The sequence below is a fragment of the Viridibacillus soli genome (genome assembly GCF_016612995.1).
Lineage (GTDB): Bacteria > Bacillota > Bacilli > Bacillales_A > Planococcaceae > Viridibacillus > Viridibacillus soli.
On record NZ_JAEOAH010000001.1, the window covers coordinates 183,920 to 207,727 of the forward strand.

Here is a 23,808-nt window from a genome sequence, read left to right on the forward strand (position 1 = left end):
CTCGTTATTGCTCAACTTTACTTTTCAAAAAAGTTCGTACTTCTGAAATAAAATAGAGAGAACCCGTTATAACCAATACATGCTCTTCGTCTTTTTGCTCAACTGCCTGCTTCAAAGCGCTCTCCCAATTAGCATCAAAATGCGTTTTGTGATGATGCGATAATGCAGCAAGTTCTTTTGCTGACTCAGCATTTGGCATGTTAATTTGCGTAAATGTCATAGAGGATGCGACTTCCTCCATCATTTTAATACTATTCTGGTGATCCTTATCTTGTAATGCCGCATAGATAAAATCATATTCACGGGTTGGATAAGTAGCTTTTAAAGTAGCTATCAATGCTTTCGTTCCTTCAGGATTATGTGCGCCATCAATTACAATATGATGTGCATACTCTTCAAAACGCCCCGCCCATTTTGCTTCTTTTAACGCTATACGAATGGCTTCTTCTGTAATGTAAAAGTTCTCATATTCATTTAGTAATAAGGCAGTTGTAATAGCTAATGAAGCGTTGTTTATTTGATGAGGACCCGCCATACGTAATTCAATGTCATTTATTACATAATCGCCTTTAGCATAATTAAATAGCTGCGTGTGTTCTTTTTGAGCGGTTTTTATCGCTGTAAAATCTTCATTGAAAATTGCTATAGGAGCGTGCTGTTCTTCTGCAATTTTGCGAAGAACCGCTAATGCTTCCACGTTTTCTACTGTTGTCACAACTGGTCTATTTTCTTTAATAATACCGCCCTTTTGATAGGCAATTTTTTCATAGGTGTCACCTAAAATCGCTGTATGCTCTAAAGAAATCGTCGTAATAATTGATACAAGTGGATCGATTACATTTGTCGAATCTAAGCTACCACCAATACCTGTTTCAATAAGTGCCACATCTACTTTTTCATTTGCAAAATGGAGAAATGCTACAATTGTCATTATTTCAAAGAAGCTTGGATATACGCCATTCTTTGCATCAATTGCTGCAAATACTTTATTGACGTAATAGAGGAATTGTTCGTCTGAAATCTGCGTGTTACTAATTGTAATACGCTCATTTATGCGCTCTAAATGCGGAGAGACAAAGCAACCTATTTTTTCAACATGACTGTGCATTAATATTTCCTTTAACGCATTTAAAGTCGAGCCTTTACCGTTTGATCCCGCAACGTGAATTGTTTTAAATGTACGCTCGGGGTCGCCAAATTCATGTAAAAGTGATTTAACGACTTCTAATGGAATAGAAGTACTATTACCTTTTTTTAATGAAGATAGAAAATCGACACACTGTTCTATATTTGTAAACACGATTCAACACTCCTGGTATGTATATTGTGCTTAATATCTAATTTGTCACCTTCCTATTATAAGGCATTTCAACGGTCAATACTTACATTACATCTTGGTTATAATTACCGCTTGCCTTTTCGTAATACGAGGAATCCTTATCGAAAATGAAAAGGTTTTACTTCATAATGACATCACAATACTTTTCATAATTTTCTGACCAATATTTGTTTTAACATTTTGCTCATTAAAAAAATTGCTCAAGCATTATGCTTGAGCAATTTTTTTCTTACATATTTTTTAATTCGTTAATACGTTTCTCAACTGTTGCATATTTTTCAATATAGTCTGCTTCTTTTTCACGTTCAGCAGCTACAACGTCTTCTGGCGCTTTTGAAATGAAGCGTTCATTGTTTAGTTTACCTTGAACACGTTTCACTTCTTTATCCCATTTCTCAAGTTCATGTGATAAACGTTCGATTTCAGCCGCTACATCGATTAAACCTTCAAGAGGTAAGAAGAGTTCTGCACCGGAAATAACTGCTGACATACATTGACCTGGAGCTTCAATGCCTTCGCCAAGTATTAATGGCTCTGGGTTACAGAATTTTTCAATATATGCTTTGTTATCTTCAAGTACAGCAAGTGTTGCAGCATCTTTAGCTGAAACATAAAGAGGTACCTTTTTGCTCATTGGTGTTTGTACTTCAGCACGAATGTTACGAACAGCACGGATAATATCCATTAATAATTTCATGTTAGCCGATTGTCCTTGTGAAGTTAATGTTTCATCAACTGTCGGCCAAGCAGCTACTGTGATCGATTCGCCTTGATGAGGTAGGTTTTGCCAAATTTCTTCAGTGATAAATGGCATAAATGGATGTAACAGGCGCATTGTATTATCTAAAACATATGCTAATACAGAGCGCGTTGTTTTCTTCGCTGCTTCATCTTCACCGTATAATGGCAATTTCGCCATTTCGATGTACCAGTCACAGAAATCATCCCAGATGAAGTTGTATAATTGACGACCTACTTCACCAAATTCAAATTTCTCAGCTAAGTTTGTTACTTGTTCAATTGTTTCATTCAAACGAGTTAGTATCCATTGATCTGCAACTGATTTTTTACCAGTTAAATCGATTTCATCATATGTCATGCCTTCCATATTCATCAATGCAAAACGTGAAGCATTCCAAATTTTGTTTGAGAAGTTCCAAACAGCTTCCACTTTTTCATTTGAATAGCGTAAATCTTGACCTGGTGAAGAACCAGTTGCTAAGAAGTAACGTAATGAGTCAGCACCGTATTTTTCGATAACATCCATTGGATCAACGCCGTTACCTAGGGATTTAGACATTTTTTGACCTTGTTCATCACGAACTAAACCATGAATTAAAACATCCTCAAATGGACGTCTGCCTGTGAACTCAATACCTTGGAAAATCATACGAGAAACCCAGAAGAATATAATATCATAACCCGTTACTAATGTATTTGTTGGGTAATAACGTTTAAATTCTTCGTTTGTTTCGTCAGGCCAGCCCATAGTTGAAAATGGCCATAACGCAGATGAGAACCATGTATCTAAAACGTCTGTATCTTGATCCCAATTTTCATCGTCAGCTGGAGCATCTTTACCTACGTAAATTTCGCCCGTTTCTTTATGGAACCAAGCTGGAATGCGATGTCCCCACCAAAGTTGGCGAGAAATACACCAATCACGAATATTGTCCATCCAACGAGAATACGTATTTTCAAAGCGTGCAGGAACAAAGTTAACTTTGCCTACTTCGTCTTTTTGAAGCTCTAATGATGCATCTGCAAGTGGTTGCATTTTAACGAACCATTGTGTAGATAGATATGGCTCAACAACCGCACCAGAACGTTCTGAGTGCCCTACCGAGTGCATATGTTCTTCAACTTTGAATAATACATCCATATCTTGCAGGTCTCGAACGATTTGCTTACGGCATTCGAAGCGGTCCATACCTTCGTATTTACCAGCTTTATCATTCATAGAGCCGTCTTCGTTCATCACAAGAATACGTGGTAAATCATGGCGGTTACCTACTTCAAAGTCATTTGGGTCATGAGCTGGTGTAATTTTCACAACACCTGTACCGAATTCCATCTCAACATATTCATCACCAACGATTGGGATTTCACGACCTACGATTGGTAAGATAACGTTTTTACCGATTAAATGTTTGTAGCGCTCGTCTTTCGGGTGCACGGCAATTGCAGTATCTCCAAGCATCGTTTCAGGTCGCGTAGTCGCAAGTTCTACTTCACCCGAACCATCAGCTAATGGGTAACGCATATGATAGAATGCCCCTTGAATATCTTGATAAATAACTTCGATATCAGATAACGCTGTTTTAGCTGCTGGATCCCAGTTGATGATATATTCACCGCGATAGATTAAACCTTTTTCGTACAGTTTTATGAATACTTCTTTAACCGCATCAGAAAGGCCTTCATCTAATGTAAATCGTTCACGAGAGTAATCTAAAGCTAAGCCCATTTTCGACCATTGCTCACGAATATGACCTGCATATTCTTCTTTCCATTCCCATGTTTTTTCGACGAATTTTTCGCGACCTAAGTCATAACGAGAAATACCTTCTTCACGAAGTTTTGCTTCTACCTTTGCTTGCGTTGCAATACCCGCATGGTCCATACCTGGTAACCAAAGTGCATCGTACCCTTGCATACGTTTCATACGAATTAGGATATCTTGTAATGTCGTATCCCAAGCGTGACCTAAGTGCAGTTTACCTGTTACGTTTGGCGGTGGAATTACGATTGAATATGGCTCTTTGCCACTTTCAGGTTGTGCTTTAAAAAATTCTCCTTTTAGCCACCATTCGTAACGTCCTTGTTCGATTGACTGCGGATCGTATTTCGTAGGCATTGTTGTCGTTTGTTGTTCTGTCAATTTGACGACCTCCTTTTAATTTTCTTGTTAACAACGAAGTGTTCTGTAGTTTTTTGCAAATAAAAAAACTCCTATCGCCTAAAAAGGACGAAGGAGTTGAATTCGCGGTACCACCTTTATTTCAACACAAAAAACGTGCTGACACTTCATTGTATAACGGCTTCTAACCGGCTTCTGCTAAGCTTTATAAGGTTCACAGAAACTGCTCCAGGGCGACCTTCAAATGTGTGTAAGCGGAAACTCGCACCAAACGTTTCCTCTCTTTGGCAAACACCATGCATTCTACTCTTCCCTATCTATGCATCTATATTAAGATGACCTAATTGTATCGAAAACCGAATGCATTTTCAAGTTTTTTAGAAAGGAGGTTTGAATTTCATGTCACGTCGAAGATATAACCCTTATTGCCTGCCACCTTGGCTACGAAGAACACGTTTTTACTGCCGGCATATAATCATCCCTATTTGCTGCTTTCAATGCATCCGCGTGATTATTATTCCCACGACATGGGATATTATTTTGCTCATGTTCTTAGTGTTACTGTGGTATTTACTATTTACGGATTTCCTTTAGTGCATATGATTTAATCGTATACGTATCTTCTAAATCCCATAAAAATACATCTGATTGTGGTTCCTCTATTACTTCCTGAACAACTGGTGACGGAGAATTTTCAATTATTACTTCGGCAACAGCTACTTGTGGTTCATCATAGTGGCATGTTGCTTGCCAGTTAAAGTGACAACTACCATCACCTTGGAATGTAGTCGCAATTTTGTCTACTTTTAATTGTACGGGTACATCACTATTCACTCGTTCTTTTGGTAAATTCACATGTAGTGGCACTGCATATTCAAAATAGCCTGACTCACCTTGCATATCTAAGTCTTCAATTGTAGTCCAAGTTGAAGTGCCATGATGTGGTTCTTCTCCTTTTGCAAATGCTACATTTGCGGAAATATGATAGATACCGGTTAAGAAAACAGATTCACCTGACTCCTCCTGTGTCCAGCGAGGTGTGATTTTTACATTTGACGCTTCTTGTGGTTTACCGAAACTTTCGGGGAAATTAAACCCCTCTGCGATTTCCCAGGAAATATGTTGCATAGCTTGCCCTCCTTCATATTCTAATAGATTATATGCTAGGTGACATTGTGATTATGCATTGCGGGATGGATGTAGAAGGGGTTGTTGTACTAATAAGGAGAATTGTTGTGCTACATCGGTTATTTGTTGCGCAAATAAGACCCTTTGTTGCGCTAAGTCAGTTGTTTGTTGCGTAAATAAGACCCTTTGTTGCGCAACTACCCTCCTTTGTTATTTATCTAAATATTCAAGTCCTAAAATGCACTAAAAAAGACCTTCTCATCGTTGAGAAGGTCTTTTTCATATATTTTAATTAGCGAGCAAGTTGTTTAAATACTTTTTGGAAGGCTTGAACAGTTTTTGCAATGTGCTCTTCAGTATGTTCAGTAGAAATGAACACGCCTTCAAATTGTGAAGGAGGTAAGAAGATACCTTCATTCGCCATTAAACCATAGTATTCAGCAAATAATTGCAAGTCAGATGTTTTCGCTGTTTCAAAGTTAATAACATTTTCATTTGTTAAGAAGTAACCAATCATTGAGCCCGCTCGATTTACTGTGTGAGGAATGTTATACGTTTCTGCAGCTTCGCGGAAACCTGCTTCTAATTGGTCTCCTAATTTTGTAAAGTAATCATATGTTTCAGGTTTTAAATGACTAATTGTCGCTAAACCTGCAGACATTGCAAGTGGGTTACCTGATAATGTACCTGCTTGATAGATTGGACCTGCTGGAGCAATTTTCTCCATAATTTCACGTTTACCACCAAAAGCACCTACTGGCAAACCACCACCGATTACTTTACCTAGACAAGTTAGATCTGGTGTTACACCAAAATGTCCTTGTGCACTAGTATAACCAACGCGGAAACCAGTCATAACTTCATCAAAGATTAGTAATGAGCCAGCGTTTGTTGTTAATTCACGTAATCCTTCTAGGAAGCCAGGTAGTGGAGGAACAACGCCCATATTACCGCAAACTGGTTCAACAATTACAGCAGCGATCTCTTCTCCGAATTTTTCGAAGACAAGTTTAGCAGCTTCTAAATCGTTATAATGAACAGTTAATGTATTTTGAGCGATTCCCATTGGCACACCGGGGCTGTCTGGTAAACCTAGCGTTGCTACACCTGAACCAGCTTTAATAAGTAAGCTATCACCATGTCCATGGTAGCTTCCTTCGAATTTTAAAATTTTGTCGCGTCCTGTGAAACCACGTGCAGCACGGATTGCACTCATCGTTGCTTCTGTACCTGAAGATACCATACGGATCATTTCAATTGAAGGTACGCGGTCAATCACAACTTTTGCCAATTCATTTTCTACTAATGAAGAAGCACCAAAGCTCGTACCTGTTTCAGCTACTTTTTGAATAGCAGCTACAACATCAGGATGTGTGTGACCAATAATTAGTGGACCCCATGATAGTACATAGTCAATATAATCATTACCATCGATATCGGTAATAATAGCGCCTTTACCGCTAGCCATAAAGATTGGATCCATGTCTACTGCTTTAAATGCACGAACGGGGCTATTTACGCCACCAGGCATTAAATTTACAGCTTCTTTAAAAGCTTGTTTTGATTTTTCATATGAACGTGTCATTATTTACCCTCCATCCAACGAACTGCGTCTTTCGCGTGATAAGTGATGATTAAATCTGCACCCGCGCGTTTCATACCAAGAAGTGTTTCTAGAACAGTTTGTTTTTCATCAATCCAGCCATTTATAGATGCTGCTTTGACCATCGCATATTCACCACTTACATTGTAAGCGACAACCGGTAAGTCGTAGTTATTACGTACATCCCGTACGATATCTAAATAGGCTAATGCTGGTTTTACGATTAAGAAATCTGCACCTGCTTCTACATCTGAAGTTGCTTCACGCATTGCTTCTATACGGTTTGCAGGATCCATTTGATACGTTTTACGGTCACCAAATTTCGGTGCACCGTCAGCAGCATCACGGAACGGGCCATAGTATGCTGAAGCGTATTTTACTGCATAGGACATAATTGGAACATCTTCAAATCCAGCATTATCTAAACCTTTGCGAATAGCCGCGACGAAACCGTCCATCATATTCGACGGTGCAATAATATCTGCACCTGCTTCTGCTTGTGATACTGCTGTTTTTGCTAATAAATCTAGTGAAGGATCATTTAAAATTTGTTCTTTGTCATTAACAACTCCACAGTGCCCATGAGAAGTAAATTCACATAAGCAAGTGTCCGCAATAACAACGATTTCCGGATAATTCTTTTTCACAAAACGTATAGCTTCTTGGACAATACCATGATTATGGAATGCTTGAGAACCTACTTCGTCTTTTTCAGCTGGTAGGCCAAAAAGAATAACTGAAGGAATACCTAGTGATACTACCTCATCCATTTCTTCGCCTAAACGGTCAATTGAAAATTGGAAAACACCTGGCATTGAAGATACTTCATTTTTAATATTTTCGCCATCCATAACGAAAATTGGGTAGATAAAATCTTCTTTATGCAAATATGTCTCTTTTACCATTGAACGCATAGTAGCGGATTGGCGTAAACGTCTATGTCTTTTAAATGTGATTTCTTTCATTTTAGATGTTCCTTTCTATTCGCTAATTCTTGAATCAACGCTTTCATTGTATAAGTTGTTGGCATTACATCAGCTTTAGCACCCACTTGTAACAGTGCTTGTTCCGTTATATGACCTATTGCTAGGACCAAAAATGATTGCCAGCCTATCGTCTTTGCAATATGCTTAGCAAAAACGTCCACTGCAGAGGGGCTTGCAAAAGCAACACTTACATTCGTTGATTCTTTTAATAGTGTTAGAAGCTCTGCCGTATGCTCCATCGTTTGAACCGTTTCATAGACGGTCCATTCATCAACATGACAAGATAAGCCTTTGACAATCGTATCCTTTGCCATTGAACCTTTAAAGAACTGGCAGGTTACACGATCCCCTGCAACGGCTGGGAACTCTTGAACAAATACATCTGCACTAAAGATTGTTGGCATAAAATCAATGTCAAAGCCGATTGCTTCAAGTACTTCAGCTGTTTTCGTTCCAACAGCAGCTACTTTACAAGACCAATCTGAAGCTTGAAAATGAAAACGCTGTATTTTATGTGTAAAGGCAAGGACCGCATTTTGACTAGTGAAAATCAACCAATCGTACTGCTGACTTTTCTCTAGCTGTTCACGGTCCATGTCGTTTTCTATTTCATGAACAGTAATAAGCGGTAGGTGTATAGCCTGACCGCCTAGTTGTTCAATTTGCTTCTTCACTGATGCTGTAATATGCGTGCCTGTTAATACGATTTTGTCTCCGCTAAGAGGTAAATCAGTTAGCATCTTGCTCAGCCTTTACTTTTTGAATTAAATCAAAGGCTCCTTGCTTAGTTAAAATACGAGCAACTTCTTCACCAACTACTTTAGCATCTTCCATTGTCACTGTTTCTTTATAAATAACAGAGGCATCTGGAGCTGCTACTAAACCAGTTAACTCTATTTGTTTTCCGTCATATTTTGCATAACCTGCGATTGGCACTTGGCAACCGCCATCCATTGCCGCAAGATAGGCGCGCTCTGCATGTGCTTCTTCCCAAGTTGCTTTGTCTGTTAGTTTTGCAAGTTCTATTAATAATTCAGTATCTTCACCGCGACACTCAATACCTAAACAACCTTGTCCAACAGCTGGGACGCACATTTCAGCAGATAAATATTCCGTTACAACATCTTCGCTCCAACCAAGACGATTAAGTCCTGCTGCTGCTAAAATGATTGCATCGTATTCGTCTGTTTCAAGTTTCGCTAAGCGTGTATCCACGTTCCCTCGAATCCATTTAATCTCGATATCTGGACGTTGCACTAATAATTGTGCACTACGGCGTAAACTACTTGTTCCGACTACAGCACCTTTTGGTAGATCGGCAAATTTCACATGCCCTTTTGAGATGAATGCATCACGTGCGTCTTCACGTGGTGGGATACAGCCAATAACAAGCCCTTCTGGAAGAACTGCAGGCATATCTTTCATACTGTGAACGGCGAAATCGATTTCTTTATCGAAAAGTGCTTGCTCGATTTCTTTTACAAATAGCCCTTTACCGCCTACTTTAGAAAGTTGGACATCTAAAATTTGGTCACCTTTTGTAACGATTTCTTTTACTTCAAATTCAAATGGTACACCCACTTGTTTTAATTGATTGATAAACCAATTTGTTTGCGTTAAAGCGAGCTTACTTCTTCTTGAACCTACTACTATTTTTCTCACAATAAACCAACCTTCCCTTTAATACCAAAGATGGAAATTAGACAACTTACTTCCGAGGAAGAAATTGATAATTACGAATAAAAACGCATACACATGAGCCCATGCATAACTAGTCGTATGTAATTTCCCTTTTCGATTTCCATATATGATGAAACAATATACTAACAATGAAATAAATGAGCCAATAATTTTTACGTCAAATACAGATAGGTTATCTAATATTAAATATGCCCATTGTAAGCCTAAAATTAAACTTATTAATAATAACGGAATACCCGTTAATAGAGAAGCTGTCATTCCACTCTCAGTTTGCTGTAATGATGGTAGTCTCGTCCACTGCTTTGTCCATTTCTTTTTCTTTAATACATTATATAAAATCAAATATAATGTCGAAAAAACAAACGATAGTGAAAAAGCCACATACGAAAGTATTGCAAATGTGATATGGATAAATAAAAGCTCCGAGCTTAAAGCTTCTCCTACTGGTGATTGTGCAATTTGCGTTGGTGCAAATGTATGGATCGTCATAAAGATAAATCCTATTACGTTGATAAAGAATACAGGTAAATCTACACGATATACACAATGTAAAAGAATTGATATCGTGATTAATAACCATGCATAAAAATAAATTCCTTCAAACAACGATAATATAGGGAAACGATGTGTTTCCACTATGTACAGTACTAAAAATACTGATTGTAACATCCATACGATGGAAAGTAGCCAAAATGCAACTCGGTGAGCTTTTGCATCCTTATTTAAATAATCTATAAAATAGAATACAAGACTGATTGCATATAAGACGACCATCGCTTCATGGAGCCTTGCCATCGTCAAATCAGCCATAAACTTACTCCTTTATCTTTGACTTTCGCTCGAAAAAAAGACGTTTTCGCATCTATTAGTTTACCATACAGATACGAAAACGCCTCCTAGAAATGTTCATTAAAATGATAATCCAGGACTAGAAGATTGGTCTTCTTCTGCTATTTTTTGCATACGGTTTTTTTCTTCTAATTGGTGCTGTTTTACTTCATCTTGTACAGCATCTTCAATTCCGAAAATTTGTTGGAATAGCTGTAATTGTTCTTTTGCTTTCGCTGAACTAGCCATTTCCTTCGCTTGCAATATTGGTTCTTTTAATAATTGGTTAATGATGGATTTCGTATGTTTACTTAATACTTTTCTTTCCCTATCTGTTAAATCAGGCATTTTATTTTCAATACTTAGCATTGTTTCTTCTTGAATTGTTGCCGCTTTTTTACGAAGCGCAGCAATTACAGGAACAACACCAAGCGTTGATAACCAATCTTGAAATTCGACAATTTCTGTATCAATCATTGACGTAATTTGCTTAGCAGCGCGTTCACGTTCAGCTAAGTTCGCCTCAACAATGCCCTGCAAATCATCGATATCATAAAGGAAGACATTTGGTAAATCTCCAATGCGTGGATCTAAGTCACGAGGTACGGCGATATCTACCATAAATAAAGGTTTTCCTTTTCTTAAACGTTCTACAAATTGCATTAATTCAAAATCAATCACATATTCAGTCGCACCAGTTGAACTGATTAAAATATCAGCTTCAAGTAATGTACATTGTAACTCTTTCATTGATTTTGCTGTACCTTCAAATTTAGAAGCAAGTAATTCCGCTTTTTCGAATGTACGGTTAATGACAGTTACCTTGCCTACACCGCTACCATACAAATTTTGGATCGCTAGCTCACCCATCTTACCTGCGCCTAAAATAGCGACATGCTTTTGTTTTAGTGAGCCAAAGATTTTCTTCGCTAGCTCTACGGCTGCATAAGAAACAGACACTGCATTTTCGCCGATAGCTGTTTCACCATGCGCACGTTTTGCAAATGTAATCGCTTGCTTAAATAACTTATTATACACCGTACCTGTTGCACCGATTTCTTGACTGTTTAGGAAGCTTGTACGCACTTGTCCAAGGATTTGTGTCTCACCAAGTACCATAGAATCAATTCCAGCAGTCACACGGAATAAATGCTCCATTGACTGTTCGTCTTCACGAATGTACAAATGTGCTGAAAAAGTTTCAACAGGCACTTTGAACCAGTCAGCTAAGAATTGTTTTATATAGTGTCGTCCCGTATGCAATTGATCGACAACAGCATACACTTCTGTACGGTTACAAGTAGATACGATTACGTTTTCTAATATGCTTTTTTGACTTTGAAGAGCTCTCATAGCATTCGACAATTCACTTTCAATAAAAGAGAATTTCTCACGAATTTCTACTGGAGCTGTCTTATAATTCAAGCCTACTACAATGGCATGCATGAAATTATACACCTCTCACGTTCATCTAATTCAACGATTCCTATTATAGCATAAATGTTACTCACTACTAGTTCTAATTGTGAACAGCATATGAAATGCAAATAGGATAATGCGTCTTATTTATAATAATTATAATGTAAGTGTATCAAAAAAAATGTCGAACGACAACCTCCTTGCTCTAAATAGTAATTTCCCTACAATCGCATAACTATTCTTTACATAACAAAAGAGCACAAGAATCTAACCCTTGTACCCTTTCTATGAGACTCTTACATTCTTTTTTCAATCTCTGCCCAAGCAATGTCCATACCCATGCTTTTTTCAGATGAAAATAAAATAAGCGGATCACTTGGGTCCATATCTAAAACGTCTTTTACGACTTTTTTATGCTTATCCCATTTACCTTTTACAATTTTATCTGCTTTCGTTGCAACAACGATAACGGGAATATTATAATGCTTTAAAAAATCATACATCATACAGTCATCAACTGTTGGCTTATGACGAATATCTACAATTAACACAACTGCCTTTAAAATTGGGCGACTTGTAAAATATTGTTCAATCATTTTGCCCCAAGCTTCACGCTCAGATTTCGAAACCTTTGCATAACCATAACCTGGAACATCCACAAAAAATAGCTGCTCTTCAATTTTATAAAAGTTTAGCGTTTGCGTTTTCCCTGGTTTTGATGAAATACGGGCCATGCTTTTACGTCCAATCATACGATTGATAAAAGATGACTTCCCTACATTGGATCGTCCTGCCAAAGCGAACTCTGGCAGACCATCCTCTGGATATTGTGCTGGTCGTACTGCACTAATGACCATTTCTACATTGTGAACTTTCATACTTCTCCTCCGTCTAACGCTATTTTCAGTACTTCATCCGCGTTTGACACTATCTTAAATGAAAGCTGTTCACGAACACTCTCTGGTATATCATCAAGATCGCGTTCATTGTCTTTCGGTAAAATAATTGTCGTTAAGCCTGCACGATGCGCCCCTAACGTCTTCTCTTTCAAACCACCAATTGGTAACACTCGCCCTCGTAGTGTCACTTCACCTGTCATTCCTACTTCTCGACGAATTGGACGTTTCGTAATGGCAGATGTAATAGCTGTCACCATCGTAATACCTGCTGATGGGCCATCCTTTGGCACTGCACCTTCTGGCACGTGAATATGGATATCGTGCTTATCGAAGAATTCCGCATCAATATTCAGATCTTCTGATTTCGAACGAACATAAGATAACGCAGTTTGCGCTGATTCCTTCATTACATCACCAAGTTTCCCAGTTAACTGCAATTTCCCTTTACCTGGAGTTAAAGACACTTCGATTTGTAATGTATCACCGCCAACAGTTGTATACGCTAGTCCAGTCGCTACACCTATTTGGTTTTCCGTTTCAGCTTGTCCATAATGGAAGCGATGTTTCCCTAAAATATCTTCTAGGTTTTTTGCAGCCATTACAACGCGTTTCTTATCGCCTGCAACAATTTGCATTGCTGCTTTACGGCATAGTGTTGCAACTTGGCGTTCTAAGCCACGAACGCCTGCTTCACGAGTATAATAGCGAATTAAGTCGATAATCGCATCGTCACGAATTTGCAATTGCGTTTTCGTTAAACCATGCTCTTTTAATTGTTTCGGAATCAAATGTTTTTTCGTAATTTCATTTTTTTCTAGCTCTGTATATCCTGCAATTGAAATGATTTCCATACGGTCAAGCAAAGGTCCAGGAATCGCACTTAAATCATTTGCGGTCGCAACGAATAATACATTTGATAAATCATACGTTTCTTCAATATAGTGATCGCTAAATGTATTATTTTGCTCTGGATCTAACACTTCAAGCATAGCAGCTGAAGGATCACCACGGAAATCATTCGACATTTTATCAATTTCATCAAGTAAAAATACCGGATTCACTGTACCTGCCTTTTTCATTCCCTGAATAATACGTCCTGGCATTGCACCTACATATGTTCTACGATGACCACGAATTTCCGATTCATCACGTACACCACCAAGTGAAATACGGACGAAATTACGATTTAATGCTTCTGCAATTGATTTAGCTAAAGATGTTTTACCTACTCCAGGAGGTCCTGCCAAACATAAAATCGGACCACGTAGTGACTGTTTCAGTTGGCGTACTGATAAGTATTCAAGGATACGCTCTTTCACTTTATCCAAACCTTCATGATCACGATTTAAAACTTTTCCAGCCATTTTCACATCATGTCTATCTTCCGTCTTTTCTTGCCATGGTACAGCAATGAGCCAATCAATATAAGTACGAATAACTCCACTTTCAGCTGCAGCTGCAGGCAATTTTTCATAACGATCCAATTCTTTAAATGCAACTTCTAAAGTAGAATCAGGCATGCCCGATTCTTGAATTTTCTTTTTCAGCTCAGCCACTTCACCTGTTTTGCCTTCACGATCACCAAGCTCCGTTTGAATAGCCTTCATCTGTTCACGTAAATAAAATTCCTTTTGAGCTTTTTCCATCGCACGTTTTACTTTTGAGCTAATCTTTTTCTCAAGATTTAATACTTCTTGCTCATCATGTAAACGCTGGATTAAAATTTCTAATCGTTCTTTTACGTCAGTGATTTCAAGAATTTCTTGTTTACCGTTGATCTTCAACGGCAAATAAGAAGCAACCATATCCGCAAAGCGTCCTGGCTCTTCAATATCAGCAACTGTATCATAAGTTTCAGTTGTAATTTTGCTCGATGCTTTTGAGTATTTTTCGAAATAAGTAAGCAGTGTACGCATTAATGCTTCTGTTTCAACATCAACACTTTTTGCGTCATCAAAGTTTTCAATATCCACAACTGCATACTTTTCATCGTCACGGTAATCATTTACTTTCGCACGATTTAAACCTTCAACTAATACACGGATTGTGCCATTTGGTAACTTCAGCATTTGTTTTACATATGCGACTGTACCGATTGTGTATAAATCGTCTGACGTTGGATTTTCAATGTTCATTTCTTTTTGCGTCACTAAAAAGACAAGATTATCATCCAACATTGCTTGCTCAAGAGCTGCAACAGAACGCTCACGACCTACATCGATATGTAACACCATTGTGGGATAAACGAGTAAACCTCTTAAAGGTAATAATGGGATATTTTTCGTCTTTTTCACTTCAGTCATACGGGTGATCACCTCCATTAGATTTTGTCCGATTTACCCGCAAATCAAACATTCTTAAGTAAAGAAATGATTACCATTTCAACTTTGCACTTTTATGAGCCTTATGAACTGAATTTTCATTTAAAAAAAGCCGGCATTCGAGCAGTGCTAATTGGCACTTAATCGAAGCCAGCTTTTCAATCAGGGATTAAGCAGATGTTTTCTCGTTGTCTGTTTCTAACTCAGTTCCATCTTCAAGAAGAAGTTTTGGACGAGCCTTCTCTGTAATCGTTTCTTTTGTAATGATACATTTTGCAATATCATCACGAGAAGGTAATTCAAACATAACATCTAACATAATATTTTCGATAATTGAGCGTAATCCACGAGCGCCTGTTTTGCGTTCGATTGCTTCTTTTGCAATTTCCAATAATGCATCTTGATCGAAATCGAGTTCAACATCATCAAGTGCCATCATTTTTTGATATTGCTTAGAAAGCGCGTTTTTAGGCTCAGTTAAAATTTGAACAAGCGTATCAGCATCAAGCTGCTCAAGGCTCGCCAAAACAGGTAGACGACCAATAAATTCAGGAATTAAACCAAATTTTAATAAGTCCTCTGGAATTAAATGTTTCATCAAGTTATTATCTTCTGGTTCATTTTTCTTATCGTTTGAACCGAAGCCAATTATTTTTTGGCCTAAACGACGTTTAATGATTGACTCAATTCCGTCGAATGCACCACCAACGATGAATAGAATATTCGTTGTATCGATTTGGATAAACTCTTGATGTGGGTGTTTACGTCCACCTTGAGGAGGGACGCTTGCAACAGTACCTTCTAAGATTTTAAGAAGAGCTTGTTGAACACCTTCACCAGATACATCACGTGTAATCGATGGATTTTCTGATTTACGTGCTACTTTATCGATTTCATCAATATAGATGATCCCTTTTTCAGCACGTTCAATGTCGTAATCTGCAGACTGGATCAGTTTAAGAAGAATATTCTCAACATCCTCACCAACATATCCTGCTTCAGTTAAAGATGTTGCATCTGCAATAGCAAATGGTACATCAATAATACGCGCTAATGTTTGGGCTAGTAACGTTTTACCACTACCAGTTGGTCCGATTAACACAATATTTGATTTTGAAAGTTCTACATCGTCAATTACACTGTTTGAGTTAACACGTTTATAGTGATTATATACTGCAACAGAAAGGGCTTTTTTTGCACGCTCTTGACCGATGACATAATCATCCAAAATCGCAAGGATTTCTTTTGGTTTCGGAATATCTTTTAGTTCTACTTCTTCTTCTGTGCCTAGTTCTTCAACTACAATTTCAGAACACAACTCGATACATTCATCACAAATATATACACCTGGTCCTGCAACTAGTTTACGAACTTGTTCTTGTGGTTTGCCACAGAATGAGCATTTTAAATTGCCTTTTTCATCATTAAATTTGAACAATTATTTCACCCCTATTCAAGCAACAATGTTACAAGATTCCGTTGACATTATCAAATATAATGATTTCGAATACCTTATTTCATGTCGCTTCGTAATTCTCTTTATGTATCACAAAGTGCTTATTATGTATGTGATAAAACAAGGTACGCTAAAAATCACGCACCTTGTCCTATCACTTCATGTTGCTATATATTATTCAGTAATTTTTGCGTTGTTAGCTATGAATTCAACTGTTTTTTGGATTTTGATATCGTGTTCTAGAACATGAGTACCACCTAAAGCAGTTTGAATTTGTTCAACGTCCATACCAAATTGAGCAGACATTTTTTCTAACTCAGCTGCTAAATCTTCTTCAGTTACTTCGATTTTTTCAGCTTCAGCGATTGCTTCAAGTACTAATGATACACGAACGCGGCTTTCAGCATCAGCTTTCATTTGTCCACGAAGTGCTGCTTCATCTTGACCTGAGAATTGGAAGTAAAGTTCAAGATTCATACCTTGCATTTGAAGGCGTTGAGTGAATTCTTGCATCATACGATCAATTTCAGTGTTGATCATAGCTTCCGGAATATCCATTGTTGCATTTCCAGCTGCTTTTTCAACAAGTTCGTCACGTAGAGCTGTTTCTGAAGCTGTTACTTTCTCAGCTGCAGTTTTTTCTTTAAGTTTAGTACGTAGAGCTTCTAAACCTTCAACTTCGCTGTCGATTTCTTTTGCAAGATCATCGTTTAGCTCAGGAAGTTCTTTACCTTTAACTTCGTTAATAGTTACTTTGAAAGTAGCTTGTTTGTTAGCTAATTCAGTAGCATGGTATTCTTCTGGGAAAGTTACTTCAACTTCTTTCGCTTCGCCAGTTTTTGCACCTACTAATTGTTCTTCAAATCCTGGGATAAATGAACCAGAACCGATTTCAAGTGAGTAGTTTTCGCCTTTTCCGCCTTCGAATGCTTCGCCATCAACGAAACCTTCGAAATCGATTACAGCAGTATCGCCAGTAACGATTGCTTCATCTTCTTTAACAACTAGTTCAGCTAAACGTTGTTGTTGCTCTTGTAATTGAACTTCGATTTCTTCATCAGTTACAGAAGTTTCTTGTTTAGTTACTTCTAAACCTTTGTAATCACCAAGAGTTACTTCTGGGCGAACAGTTACTTTAGCAGTGAATGTGAACGCTTCGTTTTTAGCAATCGTTTCGAAGTCGATTTCTGGTTGATCAACTGGTTCTACTCCAGTTTCATCAAGCGCTAATGGATAGTTTGAGTTTACTAAGATTTCTAATGCATCTTGGTATAAAGACTCAGCACCAAAGCGTTGTTCGAACATTTGACGAGGCATTTTACCTTTACGGAAGCCTGGTACGTTAATTTGTTTTACTACTTTTTTGAAAGCTTGATCTAAAGCTTCGTTAACTTTTTCAGCAGATACTTCCACTGTTAATAATCCAGTATTACCTTCTTGTTTTTCCCATTTTACTGACATTTATAATACCTCCAAAAATAATTTCAAATGTTAGACAATTGATTCGTTTTTACGATTTTGACAACCATTTTAGTATATCATAGATAGCTATACTTTCAACTTATTTCATATGTCAGGTAGTTCAGAAAGTTGCTCCAACTTTTGGAAAAAGTCCATTAAGTCGTAGTCGGTTTCCTTCACTTCACCAAACATTGCATGCACAAAATCAGTGTAGCCATCCGCTATTTCCCGCGCATCATAATCAAACCATTCAAACGGATAAGTCACAGCAATATGCCTAGTGATTAAATACTGTACCATATCTAGTGCTGATGGCTCCTGCTGTAGCTCGTCCTCGACAAGATCCATAACTTGATGTGTAACCGGCAAGGCATTTGGTGCCATTAGTTCAGCAGGATTCACAGTAAGTTGCACATTGAATTTTGTCACTGTGACTGTCGTATTAACCTGTTGATTGACTAGCAGTAGTAGCGCTTCACTTTGTAATAAAGGATGCACTCGCTCATCTTCAATGATTGCTATAATCTCCTGTTCTATATGACGAACATTCACTTGACGAACAGTTTGCAACAATTGAAATTGTCTCATATACGATAGGGAGAAAAAGTGATCCTTTTGAAACTGAGCATCATCAATCTTCACCTCAACATCCGGTTCACTAGACTGAATGATATTTTCCGCAATGCGGGCATTTAATTCTTGCAAGCGAATAAATTTAGGAATTGACTCCTCAGGAATCACCTGTTCTTCAAGTAACGATTTGATCAATTCTTCCACCTGATTGAACTCTTTCAGTTCCATACAGACAGTAAGATATAGCTCCATCGCTTCTATGTATTTATTAGGTCCGACAGCGAGTAATTTCTCGCATGCCTCTTTCGCTTTTTCAAAGTCTCGCGTTTCATATAAGGAGAAAGCATATACACTGAGCGTACTTTCATCGCCTTCTGTATACTGTAAAGCTTCACTTAGAGCTTGCACAGCTAAATCATATTGATAATGCTCTGCAAAATGATGCCCATCCGCAATTAGCTTTTCTATAGTACCGGGAAATACGATGACATTGTCTTGTTTTTGAATATTGCGTCGTTTTTTTCGCAAGTATGCTCACTCTCCCACTCCATTTTATCATATGTTGCTTTTTCACAAAAACATTTTCTTTTTCAACGTCAAAATTTATTTCATAGTAAATGAACATAGGGAACGTAATATATGATAAAAAAGTATTGTGATTCCCAAGAGATTTTTCTTATATTTTTTATAGGTAGAAACTCGATATATCTATCGTAGTAAAAATCAAAATCATGCTATTTTATACTATTATTAACTTCTAGTGCTCTTAGTAAACATAATAGCTACATCCAGACTCTACCAGCATAATTATTAATAATATTTTACAGTCTAGAAATTTTGTTCAACTGCTTGTATGAATTGTTGCATCGCAATAGGCAGATGGCGATTTTTCATATAGGCAAGATAAACAGTTCGCTCAAGCATTGGGTGATCAATCGGTCTTTGAATAATCCTCTTATCCACCGCCCCATTAACATAGTTCTCAGAAACAATTGTAATCCCTAGATTTTCCCGCACTAAAGATAGCGCTGTCTCAAAGCGCTCAATTTCAAAATGAATCTTCAATTGCAAATTATCTGTTTTGAAGGCATTAATAACATCAGCCCTCGTTTGAAACCCATCCGTACTAATAATAAAAGTTTCCTGTTCCAAATCATCTAAATGCAACAACTCTTTTTGTGACAACGGATGATCATATGGTAGCACTGCGACAAGCCGCTCCGTATATAGCGGAATCGACACGATATCCTCATCATAAATTAGCTGATTCGTAATAATCGCATGTGATGAATAACTTTTTAGTGATCTAATGACATGCTCTGCTCCTAACACATCAAAAAGCTTAAATACCATTACAGGGTAGCGCTGTTTATATGAGTAAATTATGCTTGGCAACCAAGTCTTAATCGATTCAATAATACCAAGTACAATTACACCTTTGCCTTCTACAATCACTTCTTCCATCTCTTTGTTCATAATTTTCATCTGGGATAGCATGTCAGAGGCTCTCAAATACAACAGTTCACCAGCATCAGTTAGGACAAATTTCCGTGTACTTCTTTCTAGTAGCGGTGCCCCGATTTCCTGCTCTAATTTCTTCACCGCATTACTAAGCGAAGGTTGCGAGATATGCAGTTTTTCCGCTGCTTTTGAATAACTTTTGCAGTTAACAATTGTCACAAAATAATTTAATCGTTTTAAATCCATCTTTATAACCCTCACTATTTATAGCTATTAACTATCGTTTTATAATAATTATATATTAGGAATTATAAATAATGAAATATATAATGAACAAATGGTCAATTTTCATAATTCAAAACATTGAGGTGGAATATATGTACACAATGATAAATAAAGAACAATGGCAAGGACGTATAGATCATCCGACGAACAGAGTGAGTTTTCGATATCATCAAGTCGTCGAACCGATTAACATCCAAAATATCGCACAAAGCAATACACCTAGTTCTACCATTATAGGTTTTGAATGCGAAGAAGGTGTCAGAAGAAATAAAGGTCGTCTCGGAGCAGTAAGTGCTCCAAACGCTATAAGAAATTCCTTATCAAGTTTACCGTGGGTACTACCTGTGGACAATCGTTTACTAGATGCTGGGAATATAGCTTGTCAAGGAACGAATCTTGAGGAAGCTCAAATTGAACTAAGTAAAGCTGTTTCGAAAATCTTAGATAATAAATCCACTTGTATCGTTCTAGGAGGAGGCCATGAAACATTATATGGTCATTATTTAGGAGTAAGAGAATCAATTGGAGCGGATAAAAAGCTTGGTATTGTGAATATCGATGCGCATTTTGATTTACGCTCGTATGAAGTTGAGCCATCTTCAGGTACAATGTTCCGTCAAATTTTAGAACAAGATTCCGAGACTGACTATTTCGTAATTGGTATTCAGCGCTACGGTAATACATTGGAATTGTTCGAAAAAGCTGATGAACTGGGTGTCGAATATATTTATGAAGATGTACTACTTGGTGACACATCCCAACTTTATTTGAAACAATTAAAAGAATTTATCAACAACCATGATGCAGTTTTGTTGACTCTTTGCACCGACGTATTGAATGCCGCATTTGCTCCTGGTGTAAGCGCTCCATCTCCATTCGGATTATCACCCCAAATTGTACGTTCCATTATTCAGTTTGTGACAAGTCAAGAAAAGACAGTATCATTTGATATTTGTGAAGTAAATCCATCGTTAGACGAAGACGGCAGAACAACAAAACTAGGCGCTTATTTCGTCAACGAAGCAATAGTATCTTTTCATAAGGGGAATCATAGATGTTAGAGTTTAATCAAATTACAACTGTCTTTATAGCGGTTGCACTATTAACATTAGGCAATTTTTTCATTAAAAAGTTTGGCATTTTAAAGCGTTTTTGTATTCCAGCACCTGTTGTTGGAGGCTTAATATTCGCTGCACTTGCCACTATTTTAAAAGCAACAGACACATTAGAAATCGTATTAGATACTTCTCTACAAAGTCTATTTATGATTACTTTTTTCACGACAATTGGTTTAGGCGCTAGTTTTAAATTAATAAAACTCGGCGGTAAATTACTAGTTATCTACTGGATAGCTTGTGGATTTTTAGCACTTATGCAAAATATAATTGGTGTTTCACTGGCTTCGTTATTTGGCCTTCATCCCTTGATTGGTATGATGGCGGGTGCTGTGTCGATGGAAGGTGGACACGGTTCAGCGGCGGCATTTGGTGAAACATTAGAAGGTTTAGGTATTTCCTCTGCAATGACTATTGGAGCAGCAGCGGCAACATGTGGGCTTGTAGCTGGTGGACTTATAGGCGGCCCGATTGTAAAATATTTAATCACTAAACATGATTTAAAACCTTCAGAAGACGCGGAAGTTGCAAGCTATGAGGAGAATGACTCTCCAATTACATCTGAATCTTTCTTATTCCAAGTATTTATCATTACATTCTGTATGGCTGTCGGCACTTACTTAGGGACACTGTTCTCAGAAGCAACAGGATTTGTCCTTCCAGGATATGTCGGAGCGATGTTCACTGCTGTCATTGTACGTAATGTTTTAGACAAAGTGAATCCAAATTCTATTCATATGAAGAGTATCGACTTAATCGGTGACGTGACTTTGGGTATCTTCCTATCAATGGCATTAATGAGCATTAAATTATGGGAAATTGCAGATTTGGCTTTACCGTTATTTGCAATTGTCTTTGTCCAAGTACTATTTATCGTGGTGTTTGGGATCTTCGTATTATTCCGTATACTTGGAAAAAACTACGACGCAGCTGTTATGGTTGCAGGTTTTGCAGGACATGGACTCGGGGCAACACCAAATGCGATGGCAAATATGTCCGCAGTTGTAAACCGTTATGGTCCATCACGTAAAGCATTCTTAATCGTACCGATTGTTGGTGCATTCTTAATTGACGTCTTTGCTATACCAATCGTAATTACGACAATTAATCTATTTAAATAAAAAACTAAGCCGTCATCCTTTGGGTGGCGTCTTTTCATTTAGATTGTCACGATACCTTCAGCTAGTTAATTTTATAGACATTGCAAATGGATAAGGCTACTCATTGCGAGTGGCCTTTTTATATTTTTGATAATAATAATTCAGTAAATATTTACAGCAGGTGTGTTAATTAGGGTAATATTAGGTTGTCATTTACCATTAAAATAGTTTTTTTTATGTTCAATATTAACGTATGTAACTACCTGTTTTAATTGATTGTAGCGGAGGGTGCTCGACTCCTGCGGGAAATGCAAGCGAACCGAGACCCTGCACGGATCGGTGCTATCCCGTAGCGGATATCACCCTACCACTTTAATAGTAATGGTTTAAATTGGTTAATGAACACACCTGTATTTACAGATTACTTTAGTTACAAAAAAACAACAAGACTACTATTTAATAGCCTTGTTGTTTTAATTTCGTGCCAAATGTTTTTCATTATTAACTATTTTTAGGAGCGTTTTTTTGATTTTTAGTAGCAAAAGCAAGCAGAGAATAATCAATGTCCTCCCCCGTAATAATAAGGATTCTGTACCGCATTATAATAAGGGTGATAATTACTCATAGGGTCACTAGGTTGTTCTATGTTGATATTTTCAGGTTGTGCCCCGCAATTATCTGTCGGCCCAATAAGTATTGTTTCGTTATTTAAAGGAGCTAGCGTTTTTTTCAATTGATTAAGATCTAAACAATAAGCATATGCAAGCACTTCAATCGGTGTTTTTGTAAGGAGGTCTGATCCTAATATAGATTCCGGATAAGGGGCATCAAATATAGCAAGTAAATGCGTATTTTCTTTAGTACCTATCTCCCAATGCCACCAACCTTGAGGAATATTGGCGACTTGCCCAGGAGTAATCGGTATATGTGAGACTTTATTAGTAAAAGGATTTATTAAAGAAACCACTGCAGATCCTGAAATGCAGTAAACCAATTCTGAAGCATTTTGGTGATAATGTGGCTCAATAATCCGGTCTTTACTTAGAAAAATATCAAAGAGTGACACATTGCCTAGCGTATTTAAATTATTTCTCCCTAAACTATTAATAAAATTTTCATTGTTTCGCGTAAATAGTCGGTTTTTATTTATATCAAAGAAAAATTCCACATCCGGCTTAGTAAAATCCATATCCGAATTTGCCATTGACTAAGAGCCCCTTTTCCCAAAAGAATTTGTTTCAAAGTATTGTATGCGATTTTTATACGTGAGTGA

Annotated in this window: 18 protein-coding genes and 1 other annotated feature; of the genes, 2 read left to right on the forward strand and 16 right to left on the reverse strand. The window is 37.5% G+C overall.

Features of this window, described 5'->3' with window-relative positions; genetic code table 11:
* Positions 1 to 4 precede the first annotated feature (4 nt).
* The 15 genes from JFL43_RS00925 to JFL43_RS00995 form a co-directional block, all read right to left on the reverse strand.
* Positions 5 to 1,300 (reverse strand): bifunctional folylpolyglutamate synthase/dihydrofolate synthase, encoded by a 1,296-nt coding sequence (locus tag JFL43_RS00925; RefSeq protein ID WP_200747548.1) that lies wholly within the window; start codon positions 1,298 to 1,300, stop codon positions 5 to 7.
* Between the two features lie 268 nt (positions 1,301 to 1,568).
* Positions 1,569 to 4,196, reverse strand: coding sequence for a valine--tRNA ligase (locus tag JFL43_RS00930; protein ID WP_200747677.1), 2,628 nt, complete (start codon positions 4,194 to 4,196; stop codon positions 1,569 to 1,571).
* Positions 4,197 to 4,300: 104 nt separating this feature from the next.
* Positions 4,301 to 4,528 (reverse strand) — a binding site (T-box leader).
* Between the two features lie 244 nt (positions 4,529 to 4,772).
* A complete protein-coding gene (locus tag JFL43_RS00935) occupies positions 4,773 to 5,327 on the reverse strand; it encodes a hypothetical protein (protein WP_100794407.1) in 555 nt (184 codons plus the stop codon).
* A gap of 292 nt (positions 5,328 to 5,619) precedes the next feature.
* Positions 5,620 to 6,912: a glutamate-1-semialdehyde 2,1-aminomutase gene (gene hemL / locus JFL43_RS00940; RefSeq protein WP_100794408.1), complete on the reverse strand. Its 1,293-nt coding sequence runs from the start codon at positions 6,910 to 6,912 to the stop codon at positions 5,620 to 5,622.
* A complete protein-coding gene (hemB, locus tag JFL43_RS00945) occupies positions 6,912 to 7,895 on the reverse strand; it encodes a porphobilinogen synthase (RefSeq protein ID WP_200747549.1) in 984 nt (327 codons plus the stop codon). Before hemB ends, hemL begins: the two co-directional genes overlap by 1 nt.
* Positions 7,892 to 8,656 (reverse strand): uroporphyrinogen-III synthase, encoded by a 765-nt coding sequence (locus JFL43_RS00950; protein WP_200747550.1) that lies wholly within the window; start codon positions 8,654 to 8,656, stop codon positions 7,892 to 7,894. The genes hemB and JFL43_RS00950 overlap by 4 nt, the downstream gene beginning before the upstream one ends.
* Positions 8,646 to 9,578: a hydroxymethylbilane synthase gene (gene hemC / locus JFL43_RS00955; RefSeq protein WP_200747551.1), complete on the reverse strand. Its 933-nt coding sequence runs from the start codon at positions 9,576 to 9,578 to the stop codon at positions 8,646 to 8,648. Before hemC ends, JFL43_RS00950 begins: the two co-directional genes overlap by 11 nt.
* A gap of 18 nt (positions 9,579 to 9,596) precedes the next feature.
* Entirely contained in the window at positions 9,597 to 10,427 is an 831-nt protein-coding gene (ccsA, locus tag JFL43_RS00960; protein WP_200747552.1) for a cytochrome c biogenesis protein CcsA, read from the reverse strand.
* A gap of 99 nt (positions 10,428 to 10,526) precedes the next feature.
* Positions 10,527 to 11,891 (reverse strand): glutamyl-tRNA reductase, encoded by a 1,365-nt coding sequence (hemA, locus tag JFL43_RS00965; RefSeq protein WP_100794413.1) that lies wholly within the window; start codon positions 11,889 to 11,891, stop codon positions 10,527 to 10,529.
* A 269-nt stretch (positions 11,892 to 12,160) separates the two neighbouring features.
* A complete protein-coding gene (gene yihA, locus JFL43_RS00970) occupies positions 12,161 to 12,742 on the reverse strand; it encodes a ribosome biogenesis GTP-binding protein YihA/YsxC (RefSeq protein ID WP_100794414.1) in 582 nt (193 codons plus the stop codon).
* The gene (gene lon / locus JFL43_RS00975) at positions 12,739 to 15,066 is read right to left on the reverse strand and encodes an endopeptidase La (RefSeq protein ID WP_200747553.1); all 2,328 of its coding nucleotides are present in this window, start codon (positions 15,064 to 15,066) and stop codon (positions 12,739 to 12,741) included. Before lon ends, yihA begins: the two co-directional genes overlap by 4 nt.
* A gap of 187 nt (positions 15,067 to 15,253) precedes the next feature.
* A complete protein-coding gene (gene clpX / locus JFL43_RS00980; RefSeq protein WP_100794416.1) occupies positions 15,254 to 16,522 on the reverse strand; it encodes an ATP-dependent protease ATP-binding subunit ClpX in 1,269 nt (422 codons plus the stop codon).
* 192 nt (positions 16,523 to 16,714) lie between these two features.
* Positions 16,715 to 18,001, reverse strand: coding sequence for a trigger factor (gene tig, locus JFL43_RS00985; protein ID WP_200747554.1), 1,287 nt, complete (start codon positions 17,999 to 18,001; stop codon positions 16,715 to 16,717).
* A 105-nt stretch (positions 18,002 to 18,106) separates the two neighbouring features.
* Positions 18,107 to 19,102: a tetratricopeptide repeat protein gene (locus tag JFL43_RS00990; RefSeq protein ID WP_200747555.1), complete on the reverse strand. Its 996-nt coding sequence runs from the start codon at positions 19,100 to 19,102 to the stop codon at positions 18,107 to 18,109.
* A gap of 300 nt (positions 19,103 to 19,402) precedes the next feature.
* Positions 19,403 to 20,281 (reverse strand): LysR family transcriptional regulator, encoded by an 879-nt coding sequence (locus JFL43_RS00995; RefSeq protein WP_200747556.1) that lies wholly within the window; start codon positions 20,279 to 20,281, stop codon positions 19,403 to 19,405.
* Positions 20,282 to 20,412: 131 nt separating this feature from the next.
* Between JFL43_RS00995 and hutG the strand changes: the two genes are divergently transcribed.
* Together hutG and gltS are read left to right on the forward strand one after the other, a co-directional pair.
* On the forward strand, positions 20,413 to 21,381 hold the full coding sequence (gene hutG / locus JFL43_RS01000; RefSeq protein ID WP_200747557.1) for a formimidoylglutamase: 969 nt from the start codon (positions 20,413 to 20,415) through the stop codon (positions 21,379 to 21,381).
* Complete coding sequence (gltS, locus tag JFL43_RS01005; protein WP_200747558.1) at positions 21,375 to 22,556, forward strand: sodium/glutamate symporter; 1,182 nt, start codon at positions 21,375 to 21,377, stop codon at positions 22,554 to 22,556. The genes hutG and gltS overlap by 7 nt, the downstream gene beginning before the upstream one ends.
* A gap of 538 nt (positions 22,557 to 23,094) precedes the next feature.
* Here gltS and JFL43_RS01010 read toward each other — a convergent pair.
* The gene (locus tag JFL43_RS01010; RefSeq protein WP_200747559.1) at positions 23,095 to 23,739 is read right to left on the reverse strand and encodes a cupin domain-containing protein; all 645 of its coding nucleotides are present in this window, start codon (positions 23,737 to 23,739) and stop codon (positions 23,095 to 23,097) included.
* Positions 23,740 to 23,808 lie beyond the last annotated feature (69 nt).

Bases quoted from the DNA above. Each gene is read 5' to 3' on its own strand.
- JFL43_RS00930 (WP_200747677.1), bottom strand. From the start codon at position 4,196: ATGCCTACGAAATACGATCCGCAGTCAATCGAACAAGGACGTTACGAA.
- JFL43_RS00935 (WP_100794407.1), bottom strand. From the start codon at position 5,327: ATGCAACATATTTCCTGGGAAATCGCAGAGGGGTTTAATTTCCCCGAA.
- hemL (WP_100794408.1), bottom strand. From the start codon at position 6,912: ATGACACGTTCATATGAAAAATCAAAACAAGCTTTTAAAGAAGCTGTA.
- hemB (WP_200747549.1), bottom strand. From the start codon at position 7,895: ATGAAAGAAATCACATTTAAAAGACATAGACGTTTACGCCAATCCGCT.
- JFL43_RS00950 (WP_200747550.1), bottom strand. From the start codon at position 8,656: ATGCTAACTGATTTACCTCTTAGCGGAGACAAAATCGTATTAACAGGC.
- ccsA (WP_200747552.1), bottom strand. From the start codon at position 10,427: ATGGCTGATTTGACGATGGCAAGGCTCCATGAAGCGATGGTCGTCTTA.
- hemA (WP_100794413.1), bottom strand. From the start codon at position 11,891: ATGCATGCCATTGTAGTAGGCTTGAATTATAAGACAGCTCCAGTAGAA.
- yihA (WP_100794414.1), bottom strand. From the start codon at position 12,742: ATGAAAGTTCACAATGTAGAAATGGTCATTAGTGCAGTACGACCAGCA.
- lon (WP_200747553.1), bottom strand. From the start codon at position 15,066: ATGACTGAAGTGAAAAAGACGAAAAATATCCCATTATTACCTTTAAGA.
- tig (WP_200747554.1), bottom strand. From the start codon at position 18,001: ATGTCAGTAAAATGGGAAAAACAAGAAGGTAATACTGGATTATTAACA.
- JFL43_RS00995 (WP_200747556.1), bottom strand. From the start codon at position 20,281: ATGGATTTAAAACGATTAAATTATTTTGTGACAATTGTTAACTGCAAA.
- hutG (WP_200747557.1), top strand. From the start codon at position 20,413: ATGTACACAATGATAAATAAAGAACAATGGCAAGGACGTATAGATCAT.
- gltS (WP_200747558.1), top strand. From the start codon at position 21,375: ATGTTAGAGTTTAATCAAATTACAACTGTCTTTATAGCGGTTGCACTA.
- JFL43_RS01010 (WP_200747559.1), bottom strand. From the start codon at position 23,739: ATGGCAAATTCGGATATGGATTTTACTAAGCCGGATGTGGAATTTTTC.